Raw genomic sequence first — 24,596 nt, forward strand, 5'->3', positions numbered from 1 at the left:
TCGTCGCTGTCCCGCTCATGCTGCAGTGCAGCGACGCGCGGGCTTTCCAAGGCTTCAAGGGAAAAATGACGGGTCCGAAATATTTTTCGTACCCGCTGGCTTTGCTGTGGAAAATACGATGTCCAGAGGCACTGGCACGATATCCCCAGCCGCACTACCCATAGGGGGTGTACCAAGTGGAGGACCCCAGGGCTGGGCGGCACGCCGCTGCCGGGCGCGGCACCTTCGCACAGGAGGAACGAGTAATGCGCGATATCCTTTCGATGCTGCTGTCGGGGCTGCTGGTCGGCATCGCCGCCCGCTTTCTCTATCCCGGCGCAGTGGAGATTGGCCTTGCCCGCACGATCGCGCTGGGCATCGGCGGCGCGCTGGTGGCCGGCCTGGCATCGAGTCTGGCGGGACGCGGGAGCGTGAGCGAAGGGTTCAACCGCGCCGGTTGCCTCGCCTCGGTGCTGGGCGCGATGCTGTTGATCTATCTGGGCCGCCACTTCTGGTAATAGCGGCTTGATGATGGCGCGGCCGGGCAGGGGCCCCGCCGCCGGTCAGCCTGCCGCCGGTCAGCCGGGCACCAGGATGGTCTCGCGCGCGGCGGGCTGCGCCTGGGGGAAATCCTGGTTGTAATGCAGTCCGCGGCTCTCGCGCCGCGCCCGCGCGCTCTGCACGATCAAGTCTGCGGCCTGGAGCAGGTTGCGCAACTCGATCAGATCGGCCGTGACGCGCACATTGCCATAGTATTCGTTGATCTCGCTCTGCAGCAGGGCAATGCGATGAGCGGCGCGCTCCAGGCGCTTGTTGGTGCGCACGATGCCCACGTAGTTCCACATGAACCGGCGCAACTCGGTCCAGTTCTGCTTGATCACCACGTCTTCGTCGGAATCGGCCACGCGGCTTTCGTCCCAGCCGCGCACTTCGGGCGGGGGTGAAAACTCGTCCCAGCAATCGAGAATGTTGCGCGCGGCAGCATCGCCGAACACGAAGCATTCGAGCAGGCTGTTCGATGCCAGGCGGTTGGCGCCGTGCAGCCCGCTTTCCGAGCATTCGCCGACGGCATAGAGCCCGGTGAGATCGGTGCGCCCGGACAGGTCCACCAGCACGCCGCCGCAGGTATAGTGCTGCGCCGGCACCACCGGGATCGGCTCGCGCGTCATGTCGATGCCCAGACCCAGCAGCCGCTCATAGATATTGGGGAAGTGGCCGCGGACGAATTCGGGGTCCTTGTGGCTGATGTCGAGATGGACATAGTCCAGCCCCAGCCGCTTGATCTCGTGGTCGATGGCGCGGGCCACCACGTCACGCGGGGCCAGTTCCTCGCGCGGGTCGAAGCGCGGCATGAAGCGCTCGCCACCGCCGGGGAAGCCGGGCGGGATCTTGAGGTGCCCACCTTCGCCGCGCACCGCCTCGGTGATCAGGAAGTTCTTGACCTCCAGATTATAAAGGCAGGTGGGGTGGAACTGCATGAATTCCATGTTGGACACGCGGCAGCCCGCGCGCCAGGCCATGGCGATGCCATCGCCGGTTGCCCCGCGCGGGGCCGTGCTGAACAGATAGGTGCGCCCGGCGCCGCCGGTTGCCAGGATCGTGGCGCGCGCGGTCAGGCATTCGACCTTGCCGCTGGCGGTGTTGAGGGCATAGCAGCCCCACACGCGGCGATCGCCCTTGGGGTGGGCGCGGTGCCGATCGGTGACCAGGTCGATCGCCACCATGTCGGGCTTGAGCGTGATGTTGGGGTGCGCCATCGCCGCGCGGATCAGCGCCTGCTGCACGGCCGCACCGGTGGCATCATCGACATGGACGATGCGGCGGTGCGAATGGCCGCCTTCGCGGGTCAGGTGCAGGCTGCCGGCCTCTTCGTTGAACGGCACGCCGATTTCGCCCAAGCGGGCAATCGCCTCGGGCGCATGCTCCACCACGTATTCCACGGTTTCCCGCCGGTTGAGGCCACATCCCGCGATCATCGTGTCGCGCACGTGATCCTCGAAAGTGTCACCTTCGTCCAATACGGCGGCGATGCCACCCTGAGCCCACGCGGTTGAACCCCCGTCGAGTCGGCCCTTGGCCAGCACCATGACGCGGCAGCGTTCGGCCAGAACCAGCGCGGCGGTAAGCCCGGCTGCGCCCGAGCCGATGATGAGAACGTCGTGCCCGCTCATGGCTGGGCCGTGCGAGGAAAAGGGGTCAGGGTGTTCACGCGCGCCTCTTTGCCCGCGCGGGCCCGGTTTGAAAAGTGATTTGCCGCTGGGTGGGCCGTGCCGATAGCGGGCCTGGACGGGAGATGTATAACTTAAGATATAGAAATCTTATAATTTCGCTTCATTTTCATCAGATGGAATGTTAAGAATGCGGCATCTGAAAAGTGCCTTCGGAGTCAGGCGGAAAATGATGTTCGGTCGTGTCCTGTGCCTGTTCAACCGCCATCGCCCACAGCGGGATAAAGTCGCATGGGATGGCTTCAACTACAATTCCGAATGTGTCGATTGCGGTAAGCGGATCTATCGTCGGCAAGGCGGCGGCTGGCGCGCTATGCGGGCGCCAGCGCTGGACGAAAAGGGCGCCGAGGCCCAGTAACGACAGGGTTTTCCCGATGCAAAAAAGGGGGCGCGGCCACAATGGCTGCACCCCCTTTTTGCTGGGCACTTATGGCGCTGCGGCGGCGTCTCAGGCGCCGGCGGTCAGGCTCACGAACACGTCTTCCAGATCGGCCTCGCGGGTCGACACGTCCAGAATCTGCACGCCCATGCCCTGGACCAGGGCCATGACTTCGCCCGCGTTGCTGCGGTCCTTGTCATAGGTGATTTCCACCTGTCTTTCGTTAAGGGTCGCCTTGATGAAGGCGGGATGCTGTGGCGCTTGCACCAGCGGCTTGTCCAGCGTCAGCACCACGACCTTTTCCCGTGCCATGCCAACCAGTTCGCGCGTCGGCTTGTTGGTGATCAACCGGCCGTGGTTGATGATCGCGATGCGGTCGCACAGCTGCTCGGCTTCTTCCAGGTAGTGCGTGGTCAAGACCACGGTCACGCCGCCGGCATTGAGTTCGCCCACCAGTTCCCACAGCTGGCGGCGCAGTTCCACGTCCACCCCGGCGGTCGGTTCGTCCAGCACCAGCACGGGCGGGGTGTGGACCATGGCCTTGGCAATCAGCAGGCGGCGCTTCATGCCGCCCGACAGCGAGCGGGAATAGGCCTTGGCCTTGTCGGCCAGGTGCACCGCGCGCAGCAGTTCCATCGAGCGGCGCAAGTGCTTGGGCACGCCATAGAGGCCAGCCTGGATATCGAGCACTTCGATCGGCGTGAAGAACGGGTCGAACACGATTTCCTGCGGCACGATGCCGATCGCCGCCTTGGCGTTGCGCCGGTCGGCATCGATATCGTGGCCCCAGATTTCCACCGTGCCCGAGGTTTTCAGGACCAGGCCCGCAAGCGTGTTGATGAGCGTGGACTTGCCCGCGCCATTGGGACCAAGCAGACCGAAGATTTCCCCGCGCGGCACATCGAAGCTGACGCCTTCGAGCGCGAGCTTGGCCGGCGCCTTGCCCGTGGCGGCATAGCGCTTGACCAGGTCGCGGATGCGGATGGCGGGTTCGGCGGCGGTTTCGGCGATGGAGGCGGGGGCGTTCATGCCGCGCTTCCTGCCTCCACTTGGCGGCAAGGTAAAGGCTTCAATGGGGCAAAACGGCAATTGTGCGGCGCGGTGGCATTTGCTAGGCGGCGGGGCATGATCCAGCCTCCCGAAACGATCTTCACCGATGCCACCCGCGTCAGCTGCGACGGGTCGAGCGGCATCCGCACGACCGGCGCTTTCAAGCCTTCCGCTCTTGGCCACCCGCGCGTGTGGCTCGAGATCGACGAGAAGGGCTATGTCGAATGCGGCTATTGCGACAAGCGCTTCGTGCTCAAGGGCGGCCCGGCCGACACGCCTATCGATACAGGCGCCACGCAGGCCGCCTGAACCGGCGCTAACCGGTTGCGCCGCACCAATTGTGGCGCACCGGCAGGTCGCCGCTGGCCAGCGGCCCTGCGCGTGCCTATATCGGCGGGATGACGCTTTCTGCCGACACCCGCTCGCTGCTCTATCGCCCCGGCCTGCTCACCCCCGATGACGCGCAACGCCTGGTGCGCGGCGCGCTGGGCGCGTGCGATGATGGCGAGCTGTTCCTGCAATTCGTGGCCAGCGAAAGCTTTGGCTTTGACGACGGGCGCCTGAAGACGGCCGACTATTCGCGCGATGCCGGCTTTGGCCTGCGCGGCGTTTCGGGCGAGATGACCGGCTTTGCCCATGCCAACGAGGTGTCGGCCGCCGCGATCGCTCGGGCGGGCGAAACGCTCAAGCTGCTCGATCGGGCCAAGGGCCAGCCGGCGCCGCCACCGCGCAACAACAACCGCCATCTCTACACCGATGCCTCGCCGCTCGATGGCGTGCCGTTCGAGGCCAAGGTGCGTCTGCTCGAACAGATCGATGCCGCCGCGCGCGCCCGCGATCCCCGCGTGGTGCAGGTCTCTGCCTCGCTCTCAGGCTCGTGGTCGGTGGTCGAGGTGGTGCGCGCCGACGGCTTTGTCGCGCATGACGTGCGACCGCTGGTGCGGCTCAACGTGTCTGTCGTGGTCGAAGAGCATGGCCGCCGCGAAACCGGCTCGTTCGGGATCGGTGGGCGGCGGCTCTATGACGATCTGTTCCTGCCCGAGACCTGGAGCCGCGGTATCGACCAGGCGCTGCACCAGGCGCTGACCAATCTTTCCGCGGTGGCAGCACCGGCGGGCGAGATGACCGTGCTGGTCGGCCCGGGGTGGCCCGGCGTGTTGCTGCACGAGGCGGTCGGCCATGGCCTGGAAGGCGATTTCAACCGCAAGGGCACCAGCGCCTTTTCCGGGCGAATCGGCCAGCGCGTGGCGGCGCCCGGCGTGACCGTGGTGGACGATGGCACGCTGCTCGGCCTGGGCGGGCAGGGCCGGCGCGGCTCGCTCTCGATCGACGATGAAGGCACGCCTACCCAAGAAAACGTTCTGATCGAGGATGGCATCCTCAAAGGCTATATCCAGGATCGGCTCAACGCCCGGCTGATGGGTGTGGCGCCCACCGGCAATGGCCGGCGCGAAAGCTATGCCCATGCGCCGATGCCGCGCATGACCAACACCTTCATGCGCGGCGGCAACGATGATCCGGCCGAACTGCTGTCGCGCGTCAAGGACGGCATCTTTGCTAAGTCGTTCGGTGGCGGCCAGGTGGATATCACCAGCGGCAAGTTCGTGTTTACCTGCACCGAGGCCTATCGCGTCAAGAACGGCAAGCTGGGCGATCCGATCAAGGGCGCCACGCTGATCGGTGATGGCCCCACCGTGCTGACGCGGGTGACCGGGATCGGCAACGATTTCGCGCTGGACGAAGGCGTTGGGGTGTGTGGCAAGGGCGGCCAGAGCGTGCCGGCCGGCGTGGGCCAGCCCACTGTGCTGGTCGATGGGCTGACCGTGGGGGGCACGGCCTGACCTTCCGCATTTTTCAGGTGGAGTTCAGCGCCGGCATGGTATTCTGACTGTCAGCAATTAGAGACACGCAAGACCAAGAGGCGAATCATGATGAAGCAGGCAAAAATGCTGGCTCTTTCGCTCGCCGTGGGCAGCATGGCGCTGGCCGGAACCATGGCCGAAGCCAAGCCGCGGCTGACCCCGCAACAGGAACTGGACAAGCGCCTGGAAGGGCGCGTGCCGGGCAAGCCGGTGGATTGCATCTACATGCCCACCGTTGCCGGATCGCAGGTCTTTGACAAGACCGCGATCGTCTATGATTCGGGCCGCACGCTCTATGTCCAGAAGCCGCGCACCGGCGCCGAATCGCTGCGCAGCGATGATATCCTGGTCACCCGGCTGACCGGTTCGGAACTCTGCGCGATCGACACGGTGCAACTGCGCGATCGCACCAGCGGTTTCTGGCGCGGGTTCGTCGGGCTCGACAAGTTCATTCCCTATACCAAGCCCGACAAAGTGGCGCAGGCGAACTGACGGATAGGCCAATCGATGGTGACGACGCCGCGTTTCTGGGCGCAGGATCTGCTGCATTTCTGGTTCCGTGCGTTGTCACCCCAGGCCCGCTTTGCCAACGATCCCGCAATCGACGCGGCGATCGCCGATCGTTTCGCGCCCTTGCTCGGCCCGATCGCAGCGCAGCCGCTCACCGAGTTGGCCAAGGATCGTGACACGCTGCGCGCGGCGATCCTGCTGTTCGACCAGGTGCCGCGCAATGCCTTTCGCGATAGCGCTCAGGCCTTTGCCTATGACGATCTGGCCCTGGCGCTCACCCGCGTTGCCCTGCACCGGGGCTGGGATCGCGGGCTGGACCGCGATGCGCGGCAATTCCTGCTGATGCCCCTGATGCACAGCGAAGACCGGGTGGTGCAGCGCGAAAGCGTTGCCCGCTTCACCGCGCTGGGCAGCAGCTATATCCGCAGCTTTGCCGTGGCGCACGCGCGCATGGTCTGGCGCTTTGGCCGCTTTCCCTACCGCAACGCCGTGCTCGGCCGGGTGAGTTCGGCGGCGGAAAAGCGCGCCGTGGCTGCCGGCAACCATTGGTAGCAATTGCCGCGCCAGGCCATTATGCAGCCTGGCATGACGACGCTGCGCCTTGCCACCCCCGCTGATGCCCTGCCGCTGGCCGACCTTGCCCGCCGTGCGATTTCGGCCAAGTTCGAGCATCTCTACAAGCCGGAAGATTTTGCCGCGTTCATGGAAGAGGCGCATAGCGACGCGGTAACGGCGCGGCAGATCGCTGATCCGGGCATGCGCATCGCTGTGATCGAGGATGACGGGCGCTTGGTCGCGTTCTGCAAGCTGGTGCTCGATAGCACGCTGCCGCGCGACTATACGCACCCGCAAAGGCCGCTGGAATTGAAGCAGCTCTACACCGATCCCGCCTGCATCGGCGGCGGTTTGGGGCGGCAGCTGATGGATTGGGCGATGGCCACCGCGCGCGATCGTGGCGCCGACGAGATTCAGCTCACGGTCTATAGCGACAACCCCGATGCGCAGCGCTTTTACCACCGCTTTGGCTTTGAAAAGATTGCCGATATCGAATTCTGGGTGGGCAACCACTGCGACCCGGAATTTCTTTACGCCTGCAAGCTCTGATCACCCTTCATGCCGGGTGGCCATGGCGCGGGGCACACGGTATAAGCCGGCAGCATGAGCGAGATCCGTCCCTGGCGCACCATCGTGCGCCGCAAGAGCCGCCAGATCATGGTGGGCAGCGTGCCGGTCGGGGGCGATGCCCCTATCACCGTCCAGACCATGACCAACACGCCCACGGAAGATGCCGTGGCGACGATAGACCAGATCCGCCGCTGCGAGGATGCCGGGGCGGACCTGATCCGCGTGTCCTGCCCCGACGTGGCGAGCACGGCGGCGCTGGGCAAGATCGTGAAGGCATCGCGCATTCCGATCATCGCCGACATCCATTTCCACTACAAGCGCGCGCTCGAAGCGGCTGACGCGGGCGCTGCCTGCCTGCGCATCAACCCCGGCAACATCGGCTCGGCCGATCGCGTGGCCGAAGTGGTGCGCGCGGCCAAGGCCAATGGCTGTGCGATCCGCATCGGCGTCAATGGTGGCAGCCTGGAACGGCACCTGCTGGAAAAGTATGGCGAGCCGTGCCCGGAAGCGCTGGTCGAATCCGCGCTTGATCACATCAAGCTGCTGCAAGACCACGACTTCCACGAATACAAGGTGGCGGTGAAGGCCTCTGACGTGTTCCTGGCGGTATCGGCCTATATGGGCCTGGCTGAAGCGGTCGATTGCCCGCTGCACCTGGGGATCACCGAGGCCGGCGGCTTGATCGGCGGCACGGTCAAATCGGCGATCGGCATCGGCAACCTGCTGTGGGCCGGGATCGGCGATACCTTGCGCGTTTCGCTGTCGGCCGAGCCGGAAGAGGAAGTGCGCGTCGGCTTTGAAATCCTCAAGAGCCTGGGCCTGCGCACACGCGGCGTGCGCGTGGTGTCGTGCCCCAGCTGCGCGCGCCAGGGCTTTGACGTGATCCGCACGGTCGAGGCGCTGGAAGCCCGGCTGCAGCACATCAAGACGCCGATCTCGCTCTCGGTGCTGGGCTGCGTGGTCAATGGTCCGGGCGAAGCGCGCGAAACCGATATCGGCCTGACCGGCGGCGGCAATGGCAAGCACATGGTCTATCTCTCGGGCGTGACCGATCACACCGTGCAGTCCGAAGAGATGCTCGATCATATCGTCGCCCTGGTCGAGGCCAAGGCGGCCGAGATGGAAGCGGCGGCCGATGCGGCTGCGGCCAAAGTGGGCGAGCCGGCAGAGTGAAGCCGGCCATGGTGCTGCTGGCCGCGCCGCTGATCATCGCGGCCGCGCCGGCCTTGGCGCAGGACGCGTTTCAGGCCGGCCTGGCGCGGTTCGAGCAGGGCGATGCCAGTCTGGATGCACGCGCGCTGCGCTGGCAGAACCGTGCCCGTCTGGGGGGCACCGTGCCCGAATGGGACCAGGCGCAATCGGCCTGGGCCACGATCGAGCGTGATCCCGCGCGCAGCCTGGCCATGGCGCAGGCGCAACGCGCGATCGATCCGCTCAATCTCAATGCGCTCTATCTGGAAGAACAGGCTCTGCCGCGCCTGGGCCGCGCGGATGAAGCGCGGCTGCGCCATGCGCAGATCCTCATCCTGCTGCGCGGCATCACCGGCGGCCAGGACGGCGCAACGCGCGAGCGCGCTTGGAACGTGGTGAGCGCGGCGGAAAAGGACACCGCGCTGGCCCTGCTGGGCTTTACCGTGACGGGCGAGGAAACGCGGCGCGACGGCGGCCATGCTTATGCGGTGATAACGGCCACGCCGCCGATGGGCGGGCAGGCGATGACGATCTGGATCGGCGTCGATGCCCTGGTGCCGGCGCCATGACGATCGCGGTGCGCCCGGCCACGCGCGCTGATCTGCCACTGGTGGCGCAGCTGATCCGCGATCTGGCTGCCTATGAAAAGCTGTCGCACGCGGTGCGCTTTGACGAAGCCACGCTGGGCGAGCATCTGTTCGGCCCGCGCCCGATGGCCGAAGTGCTGGTGGCCGAGCAGGACGGCGTGGGGCAGGGCTTTGCCTTGTTCTTTCACAACTTTTCCACGTTCGAAGGCAAGCCGGGAATTTATCTGGAAGATCTTTACGTGCGGCCCGAGGCGCGCGGTGCCGGCTTGGGCAAGGCCCTGCTCCAGGCGCTTGCCGGCCTGGCCATCGCGCGCGGCTGTGCGCGGCTGGAATGGTCGGTGCTCGATTGGAATGCGCCGTCGATCGCGTTCTACCGGTCACTGGGCGCACGCATGATGGACGAATGGCGGATCATGCGGGTAGATAGTGCTGCGTTGCAGCAACTGGGGACTGTGAGCCAAGGTTGATCCGTGGTAACCTTGTTCAGCTTTTACCCATGAAAACCATGGCATGATCGGAATATGAAGCAGCATCAGGCAGACAAGACCGGCGCCGCAGCCGGCAGCGTGCATGCCGAAGGCACGTCACGGCGCGGCCTGCTGCGCGGCATGGTGGCCGCCGGTGGTGCGCTTGCCGGCGCTGCCAGCGCACCGCGCGTGTTTGCCCAGGCCTGGTCGATGCCGCAGCAGCATCGCCGCGTGCTCGATGTGGCGGCCCAGCAGCGCGATCGCGTGGCCAATCTCTTGTGGCACACCGATGTGGTCGGCATTGCCGATTTCTCGCTGCCCTCTTCGCTGCCGCGCTTCCACTTTGCCGATCTGCAGGCTGGTCGGGTCGATTCGATCCTGGTCGCCCATGGCCGTGGCTCTGATCCCGAGCACGATGGCTTTCTCAAGTTCTTTTCAAACCAGATCAACAGCCTAGCTACCTCGCGCGGGGCATTCGTGACCAACGAATGGTATCGCGGCAAATATGGCAGCTCGATCCGGCTGACCGGGGTCGATCCCGATAACAACATGGCGCAGGACCGCGCGATCGTGGTGCACCCGGCGTGGTATGCCAACCCGGACATGCTGGCCAAATGGGGCAAGCTCGGGCGCAGCGATGGCTGCTTTGCCATGCCCGAGGCGGATTTCACCCAGGCGCTGTGGCGTCTGGCCGCCGGCCGGCTAATCTATGCTGATCGTCTCGGCCTGGCCTGAGGCGGCCGGACAATCGTTTCAGAAATCGATCGCGATCCCGTTCTTTTCCCAATCGCCATAGCGGGTTGGGTCAAGGCCGTCAGGGTCCTGCACCGGTTCGGCCACGCGCGGGGGCGGGGCCGGGGCATCGGTCCAGTGGGCGGGCTTGGCAAAGGGCGCGGGGCGCTGCGTCGCGCGCTGCTGGTTGGCGGGAAGCGGCTTGTCCATGCAACTGGCCATGCGCCTTTGCGTCTTCGCGCGCAATTGCCAAATGGGGCATAAGGCGCGATAGGCGCGGGGATGGCCCCTAACCGACAGACCGATGAGACCCCCGGCGTGCCCGCACGCCGCGCCGCGCTGCGCCTGCTTGATGCCGTGTTGCGCCGTGGCGACCCGCTCGACCAGGCCGCGCCCCCTGTGCTGCGCGCGATCGAGCGTGGCGATGACCGCGCGCTGGCCATGGCCATCGTGCAAGAGGCGCTGCGCTGGCTGCCCGATCTCGATGCCCTGATCGACAGCGCAACGCAGACCGTGCTGCCCGACGATGCCAAGGCGCGCGCCGTGCTGCAGTTGATGCTGGCGCAGGCGCTGCGCCTGGGGCTGCCGCCGCATGCGGTGATCGCCACGGGCCTGCCGCTGCTGATGGGCGGTCCGCGCCGCCTGGCCCATGGCGTGTTTTCCGCGCTGCTCAAGCGTGGGGCGGCGCTGCCTGATGCGCCCACCCTGCCGCCGGCCGTGGCCGCGCGCTGGGATCAGGCCTGGCCCGGCCGTACCGCCGCGATCGCCGCCGGCATCGCCACGCCGCCGCCGCTCGATCTCAGCCTGCGCGACGCAGGCGAAACCGCGCGTTGGGTGGAGGAGCTGGGCGGGCTGTCGCTGTTGCCCGGCCATGTTCGCCTGCCGCGCGGCCAGGCGGTGGAGAGCCTGCCCGGTTTTGCCGAGGGCGCGTGGTGGGTGCAGGACCTGGCGGCGAGCCTGCCGGCGCGCCTGCTCGGCACGGGTGAGGGGCGGCGCGTGCTCGATCTCTGTGCCGCGCCTGGTGGCAAGACCATGCAACTGGCCGCCGCGGGCTGGACCGTCACCGCGCTCGACAAGTCGGCGCGCCGGCTGGAGCGGCTGTCGGCCAACCTGGCGCGCACCAGCCTGACGGCCACGGTGGTGCAGGCCGATGCGCTGAAATGGCAGCCCGATGAACCGTTCGATGCCGTGCTGCTCGATGCGCCGTGCAGCGCCACGGGCACCTGCCGCCGCCATCCCGATGTGCTGCATCGCCTGGCCGCGATGGACGAGTTGACCCAGTTGCAGGCGCAGATGCTGGCCCGCAGCGCTGCCTGGCTGCGGCCGGGCGGCACGCTGGTCTATGCCACCTGCTCGCTCGAACCGGCCGAGGGCGAGGCGCAGGCTGCCGCCTTTGCCGGTCTCGATCCGGCGCCGATCCAGGAGGGCGAATTGCCGGCGGGCATTGCGCCCACGCCGCAGGGATGGCTGCGCAGCGACCCTGGCATGCTGGCGCAAGAGGGCGGCATCGACGGGTTCTTTGCCGCGCGGTGGCGCCAGGGGTGACGCAAATGGCCGGCAATTCATTTTGCCGGCGCGATTTTTGTGGCTAAGCCGGCGCCATGTCTGCCGGCCACCACCACGATCACCACCACGCCCATGCTCATGACCACGGGCACGACCACGGCCACCACCACGCCCATGCTCATGACCACGGGCACGACCACGGCCACCACCACGGCCCGGGGCACAGCCATGCGCCGGCCAGCTTCGGCCGCGCCTTTGCCCTGGGGATTGCGCTCAACACCGCGTTCGTGGTGGTCGAGGGTGGTTATGGCATCATCAGCGGGTCGATGGCGCTGGTTGCCGATGCCGGGCACAACCTGTCCGACGTGCTCAGCCTGTTCATGGCCTGGGGCGCCAGCGTGCTGTCGGCGCGGCCGCCACAGGGCCGCTTCACCTATGGCTTCAAGTCCAGCTCGATCCTGGCCGCGCTCGGCAATGCCGCGCTGCTGCTGGTGGCGCTGGGCGCGATCCTGGTGGAAAGCGTGCGCCGTCTGATGGAGCCAGAGGCGGTGTCGCCCGGCCCGGTGATGATCGTCGCGGCGATCGGCATCGTCATCAATACCTTCACCGCGCTGCTGTTCATGCGCGGCAGCAAGCACGATATCAACTTGCGCGGCGCCTATCTGCACATGGCCGCCGACGCGGCGGTTTCAGCAGGTGTCGTGCTGGCCGGCCTCGCCATGGCGATGACCGGCTGGACCTGGATCGACCCGCTGACCAGCCTGGTCATCGTGGTGGTGATTGCCGTGGGCACCTGGGGTCTGGCGCGCGACTCGCTCAAGCTGGGTCTTCAGGCCGTGCCCCCGGGGATCGATCCGAACAAGGTCAGTGCCGCGCTGGCCGCCATGCCGGGCGTGGCGCGGGTGCACGATCTGCACATCTGGCCGATGAGCACCACCGAAACCGCGCTGACCGCGCACCTGATCATGCCGCAGGGCCACCCAGGCGACGCATTCCTGGCCCATGTGGCACACGATCTGGAGCATGATTTCGGCATCGGCCACACCACGATCCAGGTCGAAACCGACGACTGCGGCGGTTGCTCGCTGGAGGTTTAAGGGTTTGGCTGGGCGGGTCATCCGCTTTGAGGCGGGGCGAGATTGGTGGTGCGCTGCGTCTGGCGCGATGACGGCAGCCAAGGTGCAAGTTATCAAGCGGGACCCCGGATCAAGTCCGGGGGGACGACAAAATACAGATGAAGCAAAAACTCATCGTCACCCCGGACTTGATCCGGGGTCCCGCTGTTCTGCTCGTGCAAAATGCGAGAACGTACGCGAGCAGGCAATTTCAGACGCATTATTGTTCGCGCAGAGGCGCTGAGGCGCAGAGATTCCATTCTCTCTGCGCCTCAGCGCCTCTGCGCGAAATATCCTCCTAAGGCGCCGCTGATGCCGCGTCTGCCGGCACAGTGGCATCGACCAGCGGCGGCGGGGCCGGGCGGCTGTCGAGCATGGTGGCGGCTTCATCGAGCGCGCGGGCTTCGCCGCGGGTGACGCCGCCGGGGCCGGGGTCGCTGTCCTGCTGGCAGGCCGCCAGCGGCAGCATGAGGGCAAGGGCCAGAAATGCGCGCATGGTCAGATGAGGGGCAGGCTGGCGCGAAGGGTGCGAGGCACCGCTTCGCGCCATGGGCCTGTTACATCTTGGGGTTGCTGTTGGCGCCACCGTTCGCGCTGGCGTCGCCCGCTTCGGCTGCAGCAGCAGCAGCCTTGGCAGCGTCGGCTGCGGCGGCGGCATTGTCGGCGGCGCTGCGGGCGGCGTCTTCGGCGGTTTGCGCGGCGGCGCTGGGATCGGCGGCGGGGGCATCGACCGGGGCCGGGGCGGCAGCCGAGACATCGGTTGCGGGCAGTTCGTCGGCCGGCATTTCCACGTTGTCGGGCGAGGCTTCCGTCGAGGCATCGTCCGAACGGCCGCAGGCGGAGAGCGACAGCGCGGCGGCAACCAGGGCAGCGCCAGCAATGGCCGTCGGGAAGAGCTTCTTCATCGTGGGGGCTTCCTTGTTCGTTCCTGTCGGCGCATGGCCGAAACTTGCCCTATGGGTATTACCGGCGCGCCAGTGTCAAGCCAATGGCAAACTTGGCTGGGCATCCTTGGTGGATCAGCGCCGTTCGTAAGGGTTGCTTACGGATATAAAGAACTCTTTATATGGATTGACCGATATAAAGGTTGCTTTATATGCCACCGCTCATGAACCTGCTCGAATCCTTGCGCGCCCTGGCCGATCCCACGCGCCTGCGCATCATGCGCCTTCTGGCCAGCATGGAGCTGGCCGTGGGTGAGCTTGCGCAGGTACTGGGCCAAAGCCAGCCCCGCGTCTCGCGCCATGTGAAGATCCTGTGCGATGCGGGCCTGGCCGAGCGGCGGCGCGAGGGTGGCTGGGTGTTCCTGCGCGCGGCGATTGCCGAAGAAACCGCGCGGCGCGGGGCGCCCTCCGCGCTTGGCACGGCGCTGGCCCGCGTGCTTGCCGCGGCCGAGGCGGAGGACGCTGATTTCGCCCGCGAAGTGCGCGAGGATCGCCAGCATCTCGACGCGATCCGCGCCACGCGCGAGGCGAGCGCGGCCGAATACTTTGCCCGCCATGCTGCCGATTGGGACCAGTTGCGCAGCCTGCACATCGCCGATGGCCCGGTGGAGGCCGCGCTGATCGGCTTGCTCGATGCGGCCGGCGCGGGCCAGCCGCTCGGCCACCTGCTCGACGTGGGCACCGGCACCGGTCGCATGGCGCAATTGCTCGCGCCGCGTGCCAGCCACGTCACTGCGCTCGACAAGAGCCCGGAAATGCTGCGCCTGGCGCGCACGCGGCTGCAGGGCCTGCCGGCCGGACAGGTCGATCTGGTGCAGGGGGATTTCCTGTCGCTGCCGTTTGCCGATGGCGGGTTCGACACGGTGCTGTTCCACCAGGTGCTGCACTATGCCCTGGCACCCGAGGCCGTGCTGGCCGAGGCCGCGCGCGTTACTGCCCCGGGCGGGCGCATTGCCGTGGTCGATTTTGCCGCGCACGATCGCGAGGAATTGCGCCTGGCCCATGCCCATGCCCGCCTGGGCTTTTCCGATGCGCAGATGGCCAAGCTGCTGGGCGATGCCGGGTTTACCCCGCTCGCCGAACAGGCGCTGGCCGGGCACGAACTGATCGTCAAGCTGTGGACCGCCCGGCGCCGCGATCCCGCTGCCGCTGCGGCGCCCCCCTCTTCCGCCTTTACCAAGAGCTGAGACCCATGACCCGCTACGACCAGCTGCGCGAGGCGCGCACCGCGCTCGATACCCCGCTGTTTGCCGGCCTGCCCGGCGATATCCGGGTGAGCTTCGAATTCTTTCCGCCCAAGACCGATGCGCTGATGGCGCAGCTGTGGGACGTGGTGCAGACCTTGGCGCCGCTGCAGCCCGAATTCGTCTCGGTGACGTATGGCGCGGGCGGCTCCACCCGCGACCGCACGCATGACACGGTTGCGCGCATCATCCGCGAGGCGCGGCTGCCGGCCGCCGCGCATCTGACCTGCGTCGACGCCAGCAAGGCCGAAATCCGCGCCGTGGCCGAAGGATACTGGGAAGCGGGCGTGCGCCACATCGTCGCCCTGCGTGGTGACATGGGCGCGCCCGGTGTGCCGTTCACCCCGCACCCCGATGGCTATGCCAATGCCGCCGAACTGGTGGCCGGGCTCAAGGCGATTGCCCCGTTTGATATTTCGGTCGCGGCCTATCCCGAAAGCCACCCGGATTCGCCCAGCCAGGAAGCAGACATCGACAATCTCAAGCGGAAGCTTGATGCCGGTGCGAGCCGCGCGATCAGCCAGTTCTTCTTCGAGCCGGAAACCTTTTTCCGTTTCCAGGACAAGCTGGCTGCGGCCGGAATCGATGCGCCGGTGCTGCCGGGCATCCTGCCAGTGTCCAACTTTGCCCAGACGCGCAAGTTTGCCGCTGCCTGCGGCGCGGCACTGCCGGCGTGGCTGGAAAGCCTGTTTGCCGGGCTCGACACCCACCCTGCCTCGCGCCAGCTGGTGGCGGCCACGGTTTCGGCCGAGTTCTGCCGCCGCCTCTACGCCGGTGGCGTGCGCGATTTCCACTTCTACACGCTCAACCGTGCCGAGCTGAGCTATGCCATCTGCCATCTGTTGGGCCGCCGCCCGCACGGCGCCGCCGGCCTGGAGAATGCCGCATGACCGATCTTGCCCCCAGCCAGGCGCGCGCCGCGCTGCTCGATCAGGCGCGCCAGCGTATCCTGATCACCGATGGCGCCTTTGGCACCGAGATCCAGAACCGCAAGCTGACCGAGGCGGATTATGCCGGCAATCTGCGCCTCACCCACGACCAGAAGGGCAACAACGATATCCTGGCGCTGACGCGGCCAGACGTGCCCGAGGCGATCCACCGCGCCTATTTCGAAGCGGGGGCGGATATTGCCGAAACCAACACCTTTTCGGCCAACCGCATCAGCCAGGCCGATTATGGCGCTGAACACCTCGTGCGCGAGATCAACCTGCAATCGGCGGCCCTGGCCCGCCGCGTTGCCGATGAATTTGCCGCGCGCGATGGCCGCCCGCGCTTCGTGGCCGGCGCTATCGGCCCGACCAACAAGACGCTGTCGCTCTCGCCCGATGTCAACGATCCCGGTTATCGCGAGATCGACTGGGATTTCCTGGTCGAAGTCTATCGCGAGCAGGCCGAGGCGCTGGTCGAAGGCGGTGCCGATTTCATCCTGGTCGAAACCGTGTTCGACACGCTCAACTGCAAGGCCGCGATCATGGCGGTCAAGCAACTGGAGCGGCAACTGGGCCGCGAAGTGCCGATCATGCTGTCGATGACGCTGACCGACCTTTCGGGTCGCAACCTGTCGGGCCACACGGTGGAGGCATTCTGGTATGCCGTGCGCCATGCCCGCCCGGTGACCGTGGGGCTCAACTGCTCGTTCGGCGCGACGCAGTTGCGCCCGCATGTGAAAGCGCTGGCCGAAACCGCCGACACGCTGATCATGATCTATCCCAACGCCGGCTTGCCCAACGAACTGGGCCAGTATGACGAAGAGCCCGACACGACCGCAGGCCTCGTTGGCGAATGGGCCGTGGCGGGCCAGGTCAACGTGCTGGGTGGCTGCTGCGGCTCCACCCCGGCGCATATCGCCGCCATGGCGCGCAAGGTCAGCGGCCTGGCGCCGCGCAGCCTAGCCCAGCCCGAACCGCTCACCCGCCTTGCCGGCCTTGAACCTTTTGTGATGATCAAGTGATGACCGAACAGAACACAACTGGGATGACCAATTCCGGCTCGCGTTTCGTCAATGTGGGCGAGCGTACCAATGTCACCGGCTCGGCCGCGTTCAAGAAGCTGATCCTGGCGGGCGACTATGCCAAGGCGGTGGAAGTCGCCCGCCAGCAGGTGGAAAACGGCGCCCAGATCATCGACGTCAACATGGACGAGGGCCTGCTCGACGCGGTCGAGGCGATGACCACCTACATCAAGCTGATCGCGGCGGAGCCGGACATCGCGCGGGTGCCGGTGATGATCGACAGCTCCAAGTGGGACGTGATCGAGGCCGGCCTGAAATGCGTTTCGGGCAAGCCGATCGTCAATTCGATCTCGATGAAGGAAGGCGAAGACGCATTCCTGCACCATGCCCGCCTGTGCATGGATTATGGCGCCGCCGTGGTCGTCATGGCGTTTGACGAAAAGGGCCAGGCCGACACGCGCGAGCGCAAGGTGGAAATCTGCTGCCGCGCCTATGATCTCTTGATGGGTATCGGTTTTCCGCCCGAAGACGTGATCTTCGATCCCAACGTCTTTGCCGTGGCCACCGGGATCGAGGAGCACGACCGCTACGCGCTCGATTTCATCGAGGCCACGCGCGAGATCAAGGAACGCTGCCCCCACGTGCATATCTCGGGCGGCCTGTCCAATCTCTCGTTCAGTTTCCGTGGCAACGAGACGGTGCGCCGCGCCATGCACTCGGTGTTCCTCTACCACGCCATTCCCGCCGGCATGGACATGGCCATCGTCAATGCCGGGCAGCTCGACATCTATGACCAGATCGACCCGGTCTTGCGCGATGCCTGCGAAGACGTGCTGCTGATGCGCCACCCTGATGCGACCGAGCGCCTCATCGCGCTGGCCGAAAGCTTCAAGGGCAAGGACAAGGCGGCAGAAAAGGCCGCCGAGGAATGGCGCGGCTGGGACGTGGTGCGCCGCCTGGAACATGCCCTGGTCAAGGGCATGGACCAGTACATCGTCGAAGACACCGAAGAAGCCCGCGCCGCGATTGCCGCGCGCGGCGGGCGCCCGATCGAGGTGATCGAAGGCCCGCTGATGGAGGGCATGAACACGGTGGGCGACCTGTTCGGCTCGGGCAAGATGTTCCTGCCGCAGGTGGTGAAATCGGCCCGCGTGATGAAGAAGGCTGTGGCCCACCTGATCCCCTATATCGAGGCGGAAAAGCAGGCCGGCGCGCGCCCCAAGGGCCGCATCGTCATGGCCACGGTCAAGGGCGACGTGCACGATATCGGCAAGAACATCGTCGGCGTGGTGCTCCAGTGCAATGGCTATGAAGTGATCGACCTTGGCGTCATGGTGCCGTGGTCCAAGATCCTCGACACCGCGCGCGAGCAGGATGCCGATATCATCGGCCTGTCCGGCCTGATCACCCCCTCGCTCGACGAGATGGTAACCGTGGCCGAGGAAATGCAGCGCGCCGGCATGACCATTCCGCTGCTGATCGGCGGCGCCACCACCAGCAAGGTGCACACCGCGCTGCGCATCGATCCGGCCTATGACGGCCCGGTGGTCCACGTGCTCGACGCCAGCCGCGCCGTGGGCGTGGCCAGCCAGCTCTTGTCCGATACCCAGGCCGAAGGCTTTATCGCCGCCACGGCCGACGAATACCAGCACGTGCGCGATGCCCGCGCGGGCAAGGGCGGATCGAAGCTGCTCAGCCTCGAAGACGCGCGCGCCAACGGCTTTGTCGCCGAATTCGCGCACAAGCCGGCGCCGCCGGCGCAGCCCGGGCTGCACGTCTTTGCCGAATGGGATCTGGCCGATCTGGTCGAATGCTTTGACTGGACGCCGTTCTTCCGCGCCTGGGAACTGGCCGGCACCTATCCCGCGATTCTCGACGATGCCGTGGTGGGTGAAAGCGCGCGCAGCCTCTATGCCGACGCCCGCGCCATGCTCGACAAGATCGTTGCCGAAAAGTGGCTGACGGCCAAGGGCGTCTGCGGTTTCTGGCCGGCGGCGCGCCATGGTGACGATGTCGTGCTGCATCCCGATGACGACGAACAGATGGTGCGCCTGCCGTTCCTGCGCCAGCAGTTCGCCAAGAGCCGGGGCCGCGCCAACTATTGCCTGGCGGATTTCATCGATCCGGCGGGCGACTGGCTGGGCGGCTTTGCCGTGGGCATCCATGGGATCGAGCCGCACCTGGCGCGCTTCCAGGCCGGGCACGATGACTATTCCGACATCCTGCTCAAGGCGCTGGCCGATCGCTTTGCCGAAGCCTTTGCCGAACGCCTGCACAGTCACGTTCGCACCACGCTGTGGGGCTATGCACCGGGCGAGCAGCTGACCAACGAGGCGCTGATCCGCGAGGAATATCGCGGCATCCGCCCCGCGCCCGGCTATCCGGCGTGCCCGGATCACAGCCTCAAGCCGATCCTGTTCGACCTGCTTGATGCGCCGGGCAATGCCGGCATCGTTCTTACGGAAAGCCAGGCCATGCTGCCCACGGCGGCGGTCTCGGGCTTCTATTTCGCCCACCCCGACAGCCAGTATTTTGGCGTGGCCACGATCGGCCGCGATCAGCTGGCCGATTATGCCGCGCGGCGTGGGGTGGATCTGGCCGTGGCCGAACGCTGGCTGCGCCCTAACCTGGACTAAGTTTGGGCAAAAAGCCCCCTCCTCTTCAGAGGAGGGGGTTGGGGGTGGTGCCGGGCCTTGCGCCAGGTTTCCACCACCCCCCGACCCCCTCCTCTGAAGAAGAGGGGGCGCAAAAGATCAGGGATGGACGGGCTTTTCGTCCGCGTAGATCGCCACTTCGGGCGCCTGCTTGCTGCTGATCGAGCCGCGGAACATGCCGGCGGTGTTGAGGGCAAAGCCCACGTGGCCATCGCGGTCCATGGCGATCAGCCCGCCATCACCGCCGATTTCGGCGATTTCGTCGATCGTGTCCTGCGCCGCTTCGCCCACCTTTTCGTCGCGCCAGGCGATACGGTCGCACACCTGGCGGCCGGCGGATTGGCGGATGAAGTATTCACCCGTGCCGGTGGCAGACACCGCGCAATTGCCATCGATCGCATAAGTGCCCGCGCCGATCAGCGGGGAATCGCCGATCCGGCCCCAGCGCTTGCCGGTCAGGCCACCGGTGGACGTAGCCGCGGCAAGGTGGCCATGCACATCACGCGCCACTGCGCCGACGGTGCCATAGCGATGTTCGGGCCGCGGCGTGGCATCGAGCACACGGGGCGACAGCGCGCTGACGTGCTCCTTCTTCCACTCCAGATAGTCGTTCCAACGCTTTTGCGTGAAGAAGTACTTGGGATCGACCTGCTCGATGCCCTGTTCGCGGGCAAACTGGTCTGCGCCCGCGCCGGCCAGCAGCACGTGGCGGGAATGCTCCATCACGGCGCGCGCGGCGCGGATCGGGTTCTTGGTGGTGGTCAGCGCCGCCACCGCGCCCGCTTCGCCAGTGCTGCCGTCCATGATCGCGGCGTCCAGCTGGTTCTTGCCCTCGGCATCGAACACCGCCCCGCGCCCGGCGTTGAACTGCGGATCATCTTCCATCACGCGCACGGCCGCTTCCACGGCGTCCAGGCTCGATCCGCCGGCCTTGAGCACGGCCGATCCGGCGGCCAGCGCGGCCTTGAGCCCGGCGCGATACGAGGCATCTTCGGCCGGCGTGGTTTCCCCGCGCGGCGCGGCGCCGGCGCCACCGTGAATGGCCAGCGACCAGCCGGCATCGGCCGGATAGGGCACGCCGGCGAGCTTGCCCTGCTTGACGCTGGCAGTGCCGGCAAAGGCCGGCGCGGTAACCACCAGGGTGCCGAGGTCCAGCACGCTGTCAGGGCCAATCCCGGTCACCTTGATCGCCGGCCAATCGAGCGGCTGGCCCGGCCGGGCCCCCGGCGCGCCGACCGGCTGCACCAGCCAGGCATAGGTGCCGGCCGGCCCCTTGAGCCGTGCCTTGCCCGCGCCATCGACGATCAGCGAGGCGCCTTCATCCACGCCCAGGCCCACCGCTGCCTTGTCGGCCGTGGTCGCGCGGGTCTTGGCCACGAAGGCGATCAGGCGGCCGAGACGATCACGCCGGGTGAAATGGGTATCGGTGACGACATGGTCCATGCGCGGCAGGTGCAGGAAATCCTCCACCATGGTCACGCCCTCGCCCAGGGGATCGCGCAAGGCCGGGCCTGACGTGGCGCTGCCGCCGTCCATCGCGCCATAGACATGCGCGCCCAGGATCGCCAGGCCAGCACTGGTGCCGCCGATCGGGTGCCCGCTGGCAGCCAGCCGGTTGAGCGCGGTAGCCAGCGGCGTGCCCTGCCAGAAACGCACATAGCGGGCCTGATCACCCCCGGCGATATAGACGCCATCGGCCTTGGCCACGGCGGCCAGCACCACCGGGTCGCTTGCCGCCTTGCGATCATCGAACACGAAGGTTTCGACCGAAGTGACGCCGCCGATGCTGTGCATGAACTCATCGCCGGCATCGCCCGCGCCCGATGCCCGCAGCACCACGATATGGCCATGCCCGGCCTGCGCCACGAACCAGCGGAAAGCATCGCTGTCCCATTCGCCACCGCCGGCCAGCAGCAGGCCCGGTGCTACCTTGGCCGGGGTAGGGGCGGCAAGATCACCGATGACATAGCGGGTATAGCCTGCTTCCGAGGCGCCTGCCGCGCCGCTGGCCAGCGCCAGTGCGCCTGCCACTGTGATCAATCCCATGCGCCAGAACTGCATTCCCGTGCCCCTTGATATGCCATCTTTTGCTGTGGTTAGCGTGTAACAGTTGCGATTGATACTGTATTGTTTGGCGAATTATGGTTGCAAATAGGATTTGCTTGTAACCATAAGCCCCTATCGAAGCGCGATCACAGGGGGCTGTCAATAATGCGCATTTCCAGGGTTTGGTTGATTGCGGGTGGTGCCATGAGTGCCTTGGCCGTGGCAGGCGCGGGCCATGCGCAGGAAGCGCCAGCGTCTATCACGCAATTGCCGGTCGCGTCCCAGGCGGACGATACCCCGGCTCCCGAAAGCGCGATCGTCGTGCTGGGCAGCCGCATTCCGCGCGTGGAAATGGAAGGGCCCGCGCCGGTCACCGCCGTGACCGCGCAGGACATCCTGCGCAATGGCTATCAGTCGGTACCCGATCTGCTGCGCGCGCTCACGCAAAATGGCGGCGAAACGCAAAGCCAGCAATCGGGCAATGGCGCGGCCTTCACGCCCGGCGCGCAGCAGGTGGACTTGCGCGGGCTTGGTCCCAACCACACCCTGGTGCTGGTCAACGGGCGGCGGATTGCCGATTTTCCCCTGCCGTTCAACGGGCAGAGCAATTTCACCGACATTTCCAACATTCCCGTCGGCCTGATCGAGCGGGTGGAAGTGTTGAGCGGCAGCGCCTCGGCGATCTATGGCTCGGACGCGATTTCGGGCGTGGTCAATTTCCAGCTCAAGAAAAGCGTCGATGGCACGCGGATCGACTATCGTTATGGCGATACGCAGCACGGCGGCGGCGCCTCGCACCGGCTGACCTTGACCACCGGCTGGAATGCCGGCGCGTTTCATGGCGTGATCGGGGTGGAAGGCCTCTATCAAAAGCCGCTGTGGCAATATCAGCGCGCACGGCAGGATTCGGTGCTGGACGATCCGGTTGGCGGGCTGGCGCGCCGCACGTTCCTGCGCACCGATGAATATACCGACTATCTCGATCCCGGCGCGGCGACCTGCGCCAGCCTGTCGGGCCTCAACGGCGGCAGCACGTTCCGCGCCAGCCGCCCGCGCTATGGCGCAGATGGCGGGCCGGGCTATTACTGCGGCTCGAACAGCTCGGTCGCCTATGGCACGATGATTTCAGAGCGCAAATCGGTGAACGCCTTTGGCGCGATCGGGCTCGACCTACCCAATGGCATGGAACTGTTCACCGATTTCCAGGCCAGCTACAGCAAGGTGGCGCTGCTGCCTGATGTGCTGACCTGGTATTACGAAACCGCCGACGGCAACCAGGAGGGCACGTTCTACAACACGCAGATGCCCACCAGCCTCAATCCCACCAAGCTGGACAACTGGTATCGCCAGTTCACGCCCGAGGAAATGGGCGGCCTGCGCAACGGCATGACGCGCAATCGCTCGGTCAGCTTCACGGTCACGCCGGGCCTGCGTGGCAAATTCGGCAAGAACCAGGCTTGGGCTTATGAGCTCTCGTTCAACCACTCGGAATACCGCAGCAAGGTATCGTTCCCGCAGGTGGTGATCTCCAAGGCCAATGCCTTTTTCCTGGGCCAGCAGCAGGGCGTTGACCCCGATAGCGGCTATGCGGTGTTTTCGGCCGATCCGGCGCGGTTCTATACCCCGCTCACCACAGCGCAGTACAATTCGATCACCGAAAACGCGATCTATCACCCGCGTTCCTATACCGATAACCTCGCTTTCAGCCTGACCAACGGCGAAGTCCTGCGCCTGCCGGCAGGGGCCGTGGGCGTGGCGCTGGTGGGCGAATATGGCGGGCAGGGCTATGACCTGCGCCCCGATCCCAAGGCGCTGGAGCACTATTACGTTGGCCTGACCGACAGCGACGGCAAGGGCAGCCGCCGCCACTGGGCGCTGGGCGGCGAACTGCGCGTGCCGGTACTCTCGTTCCTGCAGCTCTCCGGCGCGGCGCGCTATGACCATTTCCACGTGGTCGACAACAGCTTTGGCAAGGCCACCTGGAACCTGGGCGCAGAACTGCGCCCGACCAGCCGCCTGCTGCTGCGCGGCGCGATGGGCACCGGCTTTCGCGCGCCCGATCTCCACTATGTGTTTTCGGGCAATGGTGACACCCACCCGGATGGCACCGATTACCTGACCTGCCGGCGCGAGAATGCCGGCGCCACCTATAGCCAGTGCGACGATTACGAGGTTGGCATCACCAGCCACCGCAGCGGCAACCGCGCGCTCAAGCCCGAAACCAGCAAGTCGATCAACGCCGGGGTGTTCTGGCAGCCCGATCGCGCGGTCGATGTTTCGGTCGATTACTTCAAGGTCACGCTGGAAAACCAGGTGCTCGATCTCAGCAAGGATGAACTGCTACGCCGCGAATCCGATTGCGTGCTGGGCGAAACCGTCTCGGGCGCGGCGGTCAATGCCAGTTCACCCACCTGCCTCGATGCCATCGCGCGGGTGCAGCGCTATGCTTCCGGCGCCTTCGCAGGGCAGCTTCAGGGGGTTTACGTCAACCCGATCAACGTGGCGCGCGAACAGACCGACGGCATCGACGTGGCGTTCCACTGGCGCGCCTCGGAAATCCAGGGGCTGGGCTTCCTCACCTTTGCGCTGGGATACACCTATGTGTTCAATCACACGTTCCGCCAGTATGCCGGCGACGCGGTGATCAACAAGCTGGCCTATGACAGCGGCTATGACATCCCGCGTGACAAGGGCACGGCCAGCCTCACCCTGGTCAACGGCAAGTTCACGACCACGCTGCAGGGCCAGATGCTCGGCCGCCTGCCCAATTATGACGAAACGGCGTTCATCAAGCCGACGACCACCTTCAACCTTTCGGCCCAGTACAAAATCACCGACCATGTCCAGGTTTCGGGCACGGTGACCAACCTGTTCGATACCAGCCCCAATGTCGATCGCACTTATGGCAGCTATCCCTATTACGACATCTCGTGGTTCGATGGCGTGGGACGCAGCTTCTATCTACAGCTGACCTGGAAGCTGGGCGGGAAGGGGCTTTAACCGGCGAGCCGCATGCAACAGCGGGC

General features: G+C 66.2%; 24 protein-coding genes. 18 read left to right on the forward strand and 6 right to left on the reverse strand.

Features of this window, described 5'->3' with window-relative positions; translation table 11 throughout:
- The first annotated feature begins 245 nt into the window (after positions 1-245).
- Positions 246-497 carry a GlsB/YeaQ/YmgE family stress response membrane protein gene (locus C8K14_RS12490; protein ID WP_022678136.1) on the forward strand — a complete coding sequence of 84 codons (252 nt, stop codon included), beginning with the start codon at positions 246-248 and terminating at the stop codon, positions 495-497.
- Positions 498-557: 60 nt separating this feature from the next.
- Here the strand turns inward: C8K14_RS12490 and nadB are convergent, their stop codons facing one another.
- Positions 558-2,150, reverse strand: coding sequence for an L-aspartate oxidase (gene nadB / locus C8K14_RS12495; RefSeq protein WP_022678137.1), 1,593 nt, complete (start codon positions 2,148-2,150; stop codon positions 558-560).
- A gap of 187 nt (positions 2,151-2,337) precedes the next feature.
- Between nadB and C8K14_RS12500 the strand changes: the two genes are divergently transcribed.
- A complete protein-coding gene (locus C8K14_RS12500) occupies positions 2,338-2,565 on the forward strand; it encodes a hypothetical protein (RefSeq protein WP_133726808.1) in 228 nt (75 codons plus the stop codon).
- Between the two features lie 90 nt (positions 2,566-2,655).
- On the opposite strand, the gene C8K14_RS12505 is transcribed toward C8K14_RS12500, so the two are convergent.
- Complete coding sequence (locus C8K14_RS12505; RefSeq protein WP_107716895.1) at positions 2,656-3,615, reverse strand: ABC transporter ATP-binding protein; 960 nt, start codon at positions 3,613-3,615, stop codon at positions 2,656-2,658.
- Between the two features lie 96 nt (positions 3,616-3,711).
- On the opposite strand from C8K14_RS12505, the gene C8K14_RS12510 reads away from it, so the two are divergent.
- The 9 genes from C8K14_RS12510 (at position 3,712) to C8K14_RS12550 (ending at position 10,113) form a co-directional block, all read left to right on the forward strand.
- A complete protein-coding gene (locus C8K14_RS12510; protein WP_062786897.1) occupies positions 3,712-3,945 on the forward strand; it encodes a zinc-finger domain-containing protein in 234 nt (77 codons plus the stop codon).
- 89 nt (positions 3,946-4,034) lie between these two features.
- Positions 4,035-5,477: a metalloprotease TldD gene (gene tldD, locus C8K14_RS12515; RefSeq protein ID WP_107716928.1), complete on the forward strand. Its 1,443-nt coding sequence runs from the start codon at positions 4,035-4,037 to the stop codon at positions 5,475-5,477.
- A gap of 90 nt (positions 5,478-5,567) precedes the next feature.
- On the forward strand, positions 5,568-5,990 hold the full coding sequence (locus tag C8K14_RS12520; RefSeq protein WP_022678142.1) for a hypothetical protein: 423 nt from the start codon (positions 5,568-5,570) through the stop codon (positions 5,988-5,990).
- 15 nt (positions 5,991-6,005) lie between these two features.
- Positions 6,006-6,560, forward strand: a complete 555-nt coding sequence (locus tag C8K14_RS12525) for a DUF924 family protein (protein WP_107716896.1) — start codon at positions 6,006-6,008, stop codon at positions 6,558-6,560.
- Positions 6,561-6,593: 33 nt separating this feature from the next.
- Positions 6,594-7,112, forward strand: a complete 519-nt coding sequence (locus C8K14_RS12530) for a GNAT family N-acetyltransferase (RefSeq protein WP_022678144.1) — start codon at positions 6,594-6,596, stop codon at positions 7,110-7,112.
- Positions 7,113-7,166: 54 nt separating this feature from the next.
- Positions 7,167-8,306: a flavodoxin-dependent (E)-4-hydroxy-3-methylbut-2-enyl-diphosphate synthase gene (gene ispG, locus C8K14_RS12535; RefSeq protein ID WP_022678145.1), complete on the forward strand. Its 1,140-nt coding sequence runs from the start codon at positions 7,167-7,169 to the stop codon at positions 8,304-8,306.
- Entirely contained in the window at positions 8,303-8,893 is a 591-nt protein-coding gene (locus C8K14_RS12540) for a hypothetical protein (RefSeq protein WP_022678146.1), read from the forward strand. Before ispG ends, C8K14_RS12540 begins: the two co-directional genes overlap by 4 nt.
- Positions 8,890-9,378 (forward strand): GNAT family N-acetyltransferase, encoded by a 489-nt coding sequence (locus C8K14_RS12545; protein WP_022678147.1) that lies wholly within the window; start codon positions 8,890-8,892, stop codon positions 9,376-9,378. Before C8K14_RS12540 ends, C8K14_RS12545 begins: the two co-directional genes overlap by 4 nt.
- 54 nt (positions 9,379-9,432) lie before the next feature.
- Positions 9,433-10,113, forward strand: a complete 681-nt coding sequence (locus tag C8K14_RS12550; protein WP_233251066.1) for a murein L,D-transpeptidase catalytic domain-containing protein — start codon at positions 9,433-9,435, stop codon at positions 10,111-10,113.
- Positions 10,114-10,131: 18 nt separating this feature from the next.
- On the opposite strand, the gene C8K14_RS12555 is transcribed toward C8K14_RS12550, so the two are convergent.
- The gene (locus C8K14_RS12555) at positions 10,132-10,320 is read right to left on the reverse strand and encodes a DUF1674 domain-containing protein (protein WP_107716898.1); all 189 of its coding nucleotides are present in this window, start codon (positions 10,318-10,320) and stop codon (positions 10,132-10,134) included.
- A gap of 72 nt (positions 10,321-10,392) precedes the next feature.
- Between C8K14_RS12555 and C8K14_RS12560 the strand changes: the two genes are divergently transcribed.
- On the forward strand, positions 10,393-11,655 hold the full coding sequence (locus C8K14_RS12560; protein WP_107716899.1) for an RsmB/NOP family class I SAM-dependent RNA methyltransferase: 1,263 nt from the start codon (positions 10,393-10,395) through the stop codon (positions 11,653-11,655).
- A gap of 56 nt (positions 11,656-11,711) precedes the next feature.
- Positions 11,712-12,713, forward strand: coding sequence for a cation diffusion facilitator family transporter (locus C8K14_RS12565; RefSeq protein WP_107716900.1), 1,002 nt, complete (start codon positions 11,712-11,714; stop codon positions 12,711-12,713).
- Positions 12,714-13,029: 316 nt separating this feature from the next.
- Here C8K14_RS12565 and C8K14_RS12570 read toward each other — a convergent pair whose 3' ends face one another.
- Together C8K14_RS12570 and C8K14_RS12575 are read right to left on the reverse strand one after the other, a co-directional pair.
- The gene (locus tag C8K14_RS12570; RefSeq protein ID WP_062786878.1) at positions 13,030-13,227 is read right to left on the reverse strand and encodes a hypothetical protein; all 198 of its coding nucleotides are present in this window, start codon (positions 13,225-13,227) and stop codon (positions 13,030-13,032) included.
- Between the two features lie 61 nt (positions 13,228-13,288).
- Positions 13,289-13,636: a hypothetical protein gene (locus C8K14_RS12575; RefSeq protein ID WP_054132703.1), complete on the reverse strand. Its 348-nt coding sequence runs from the start codon at positions 13,634-13,636 to the stop codon at positions 13,289-13,291.
- Between the two features lie 203 nt (positions 13,637-13,839).
- Here C8K14_RS12575 and C8K14_RS12580 point away from each other — a divergent pair, with 203 nt between their 5' ends.
- Genes C8K14_RS12580 through metH form a run of 4 tightly spaced genes read left to right on the forward strand, consistent with a single transcriptional unit; the run spans position 13,840 to position 19,506 of the window.
- Positions 13,840-14,862 (forward strand): metalloregulator ArsR/SmtB family transcription factor, encoded by a 1,023-nt coding sequence (locus C8K14_RS12580; protein ID WP_233251067.1) that lies wholly within the window; start codon positions 13,840-13,842, stop codon positions 14,860-14,862.
- A gap of 5 nt (positions 14,863-14,867) precedes the next feature.
- On the forward strand, positions 14,868-15,809 hold the full coding sequence (gene metF / locus C8K14_RS12585) for a methylenetetrahydrofolate reductase [NAD(P)H] (RefSeq protein ID WP_107716902.1): 942 nt from the start codon (positions 14,868-14,870) through the stop codon (positions 15,807-15,809).
- A complete protein-coding gene (locus C8K14_RS12590; protein WP_107716903.1) occupies positions 15,806-16,870 on the forward strand; it encodes a homocysteine S-methyltransferase family protein in 1,065 nt (354 codons plus the stop codon). The genes metF and C8K14_RS12590 overlap by 4 nt, the downstream gene beginning before the upstream one ends.
- Complete coding sequence (gene metH, locus C8K14_RS12595; protein ID WP_369974054.1) at positions 16,870-19,506, forward strand: methionine synthase; 2,637 nt, start codon at positions 16,870-16,872, stop codon at positions 19,504-19,506. Before C8K14_RS12590 ends, metH begins: the two co-directional genes overlap by 1 nt.
- Positions 19,507-19,623: 117 nt before the next feature.
- Here the strand turns inward: metH and C8K14_RS12600 are convergent, their stop codons facing one another.
- Positions 19,624-21,570 (reverse strand): isoaspartyl peptidase/L-asparaginase, encoded by a 1,947-nt coding sequence (locus C8K14_RS12600; RefSeq protein ID WP_107716930.1) that lies wholly within the window; start codon positions 21,568-21,570, stop codon positions 19,624-19,626.
- Positions 21,571-21,774: 204 nt separating this feature from the next.
- On the opposite strand from C8K14_RS12600, the gene C8K14_RS12605 reads away from it, so the two are divergent.
- Positions 21,775-24,570, forward strand: coding sequence for a TonB-dependent siderophore receptor (locus C8K14_RS12605; protein WP_107716904.1), 2,796 nt, complete (start codon positions 21,775-21,777; stop codon positions 24,568-24,570).
- Positions 24,571-24,596: the final 26 nt, after the last annotated feature.

Source organism: Novosphingobium sp. GV079, assembly GCF_003058045.1.
GTDB classification, from domain to species: domain Bacteria; phylum Pseudomonadota; class Alphaproteobacteria; order Sphingomonadales; family Sphingomonadaceae; genus Novosphingobium; species Novosphingobium capsulatum.

Coding starts and splice junctions, on each gene's coding strand:
- C8K14_RS12580 (WP_233251067.1), top strand. CDS start 13,840: ATGAACCTGCTCGAATCCTTGCGCGCCCTGGCCGATCCCACGCGCCTG.
- C8K14_RS12520 (WP_022678142.1), top strand. CDS start 5,568: ATGAAGCAGGCAAAAATGCTGGCTCTTTCGCTCGCCGTGGGCAGCATG.
- C8K14_RS12550 (WP_233251066.1), top strand. CDS start 9,433: ATGAAGCAGCATCAGGCAGACAAGACCGGCGCCGCAGCCGGCAGCGTG.
- metH (WP_369974054.1), top strand. CDS start 16,870: ATGACCGAACAGAACACAACTGGGATGACCAATTCCGGCTCGCGTTTC.
- C8K14_RS12600 (WP_107716930.1), bottom strand. CDS start 21,570: ATGGGATTGATCACAGTGGCAGGCGCACTGGCGCTGGCCAGCGGCGCG.
- C8K14_RS12525 (WP_107716896.1), top strand. CDS start 6,006: ATGGTGACGACGCCGCGTTTCTGGGCGCAGGATCTGCTGCATTTCTGG.
- C8K14_RS12565 (WP_107716900.1), top strand. CDS start 11,712: ATGTCTGCCGGCCACCACCACGATCACCACCACGCCCATGCTCATGAC.
- tldD (WP_107716928.1), top strand. CDS start 4,035: ATGACGCTTTCTGCCGACACCCGCTCGCTGCTCTATCGCCCCGGCCTG.
- C8K14_RS12530 (WP_022678144.1), top strand. CDS start 6,594: ATGACGACGCTGCGCCTTGCCACCCCCGCTGATGCCCTGCCGCTGGCC.
- C8K14_RS12490 (WP_022678136.1), top strand. CDS start 246: ATGCGCGATATCCTTTCGATGCTGCTGTCGGGGCTGCTGGTCGGCATC.
- C8K14_RS12570 (WP_062786878.1), bottom strand. CDS start 13,227: ATGCGCGCATTTCTGGCCCTTGCCCTCATGCTGCCGCTGGCGGCCTGC.
- C8K14_RS12505 (WP_107716895.1), bottom strand. CDS start 3,615: ATGAACGCCCCCGCCTCCATCGCCGAAACCGCCGCCGAACCCGCCATC.
- C8K14_RS12510 (WP_062786897.1), top strand. CDS start 3,712: ATGATCCAGCCTCCCGAAACGATCTTCACCGATGCCACCCGCGTCAGC.
- ispG (WP_022678145.1), top strand. CDS start 7,167: ATGAGCGAGATCCGTCCCTGGCGCACCATCGTGCGCCGCAAGAGCCGC.
- C8K14_RS12560 (WP_107716899.1), top strand. CDS start 10,393: ATGGCCCCTAACCGACAGACCGATGAGACCCCCGGCGTGCCCGCACGC.
- C8K14_RS12545 (WP_022678147.1), top strand. CDS start 8,890: ATGACGATCGCGGTGCGCCCGGCCACGCGCGCTGATCTGCCACTGGTG.
- metF (WP_107716902.1), top strand. CDS start 14,868: ATGACCCGCTACGACCAGCTGCGCGAGGCGCGCACCGCGCTCGATACC.
- C8K14_RS12575 (WP_054132703.1), bottom strand. CDS start 13,636: ATGAAGAAGCTCTTCCCGACGGCCATTGCTGGCGCTGCCCTGGTTGCC.
- C8K14_RS12555 (WP_107716898.1), bottom strand. CDS start 10,320: ATGGACAAGCCGCTTCCCGCCAACCAGCAGCGCGCGACGCAGCGCCCC.
- C8K14_RS12500 (WP_133726808.1), top strand. CDS start 2,338: ATGCGGCATCTGAAAAGTGCCTTCGGAGTCAGGCGGAAAATGATGTTC.
- C8K14_RS12605 (WP_107716904.1), top strand. CDS start 21,775: ATGAGTGCCTTGGCCGTGGCAGGCGCGGGCCATGCGCAGGAAGCGCCA.
- nadB (WP_022678137.1), bottom strand. CDS start 2,150: ATGAGCGGGCACGACGTTCTCATCATCGGCTCGGGCGCAGCCGGGCTT.
- C8K14_RS12590 (WP_107716903.1), top strand. CDS start 15,806: ATGACCGATCTTGCCCCCAGCCAGGCGCGCGCCGCGCTGCTCGATCAG.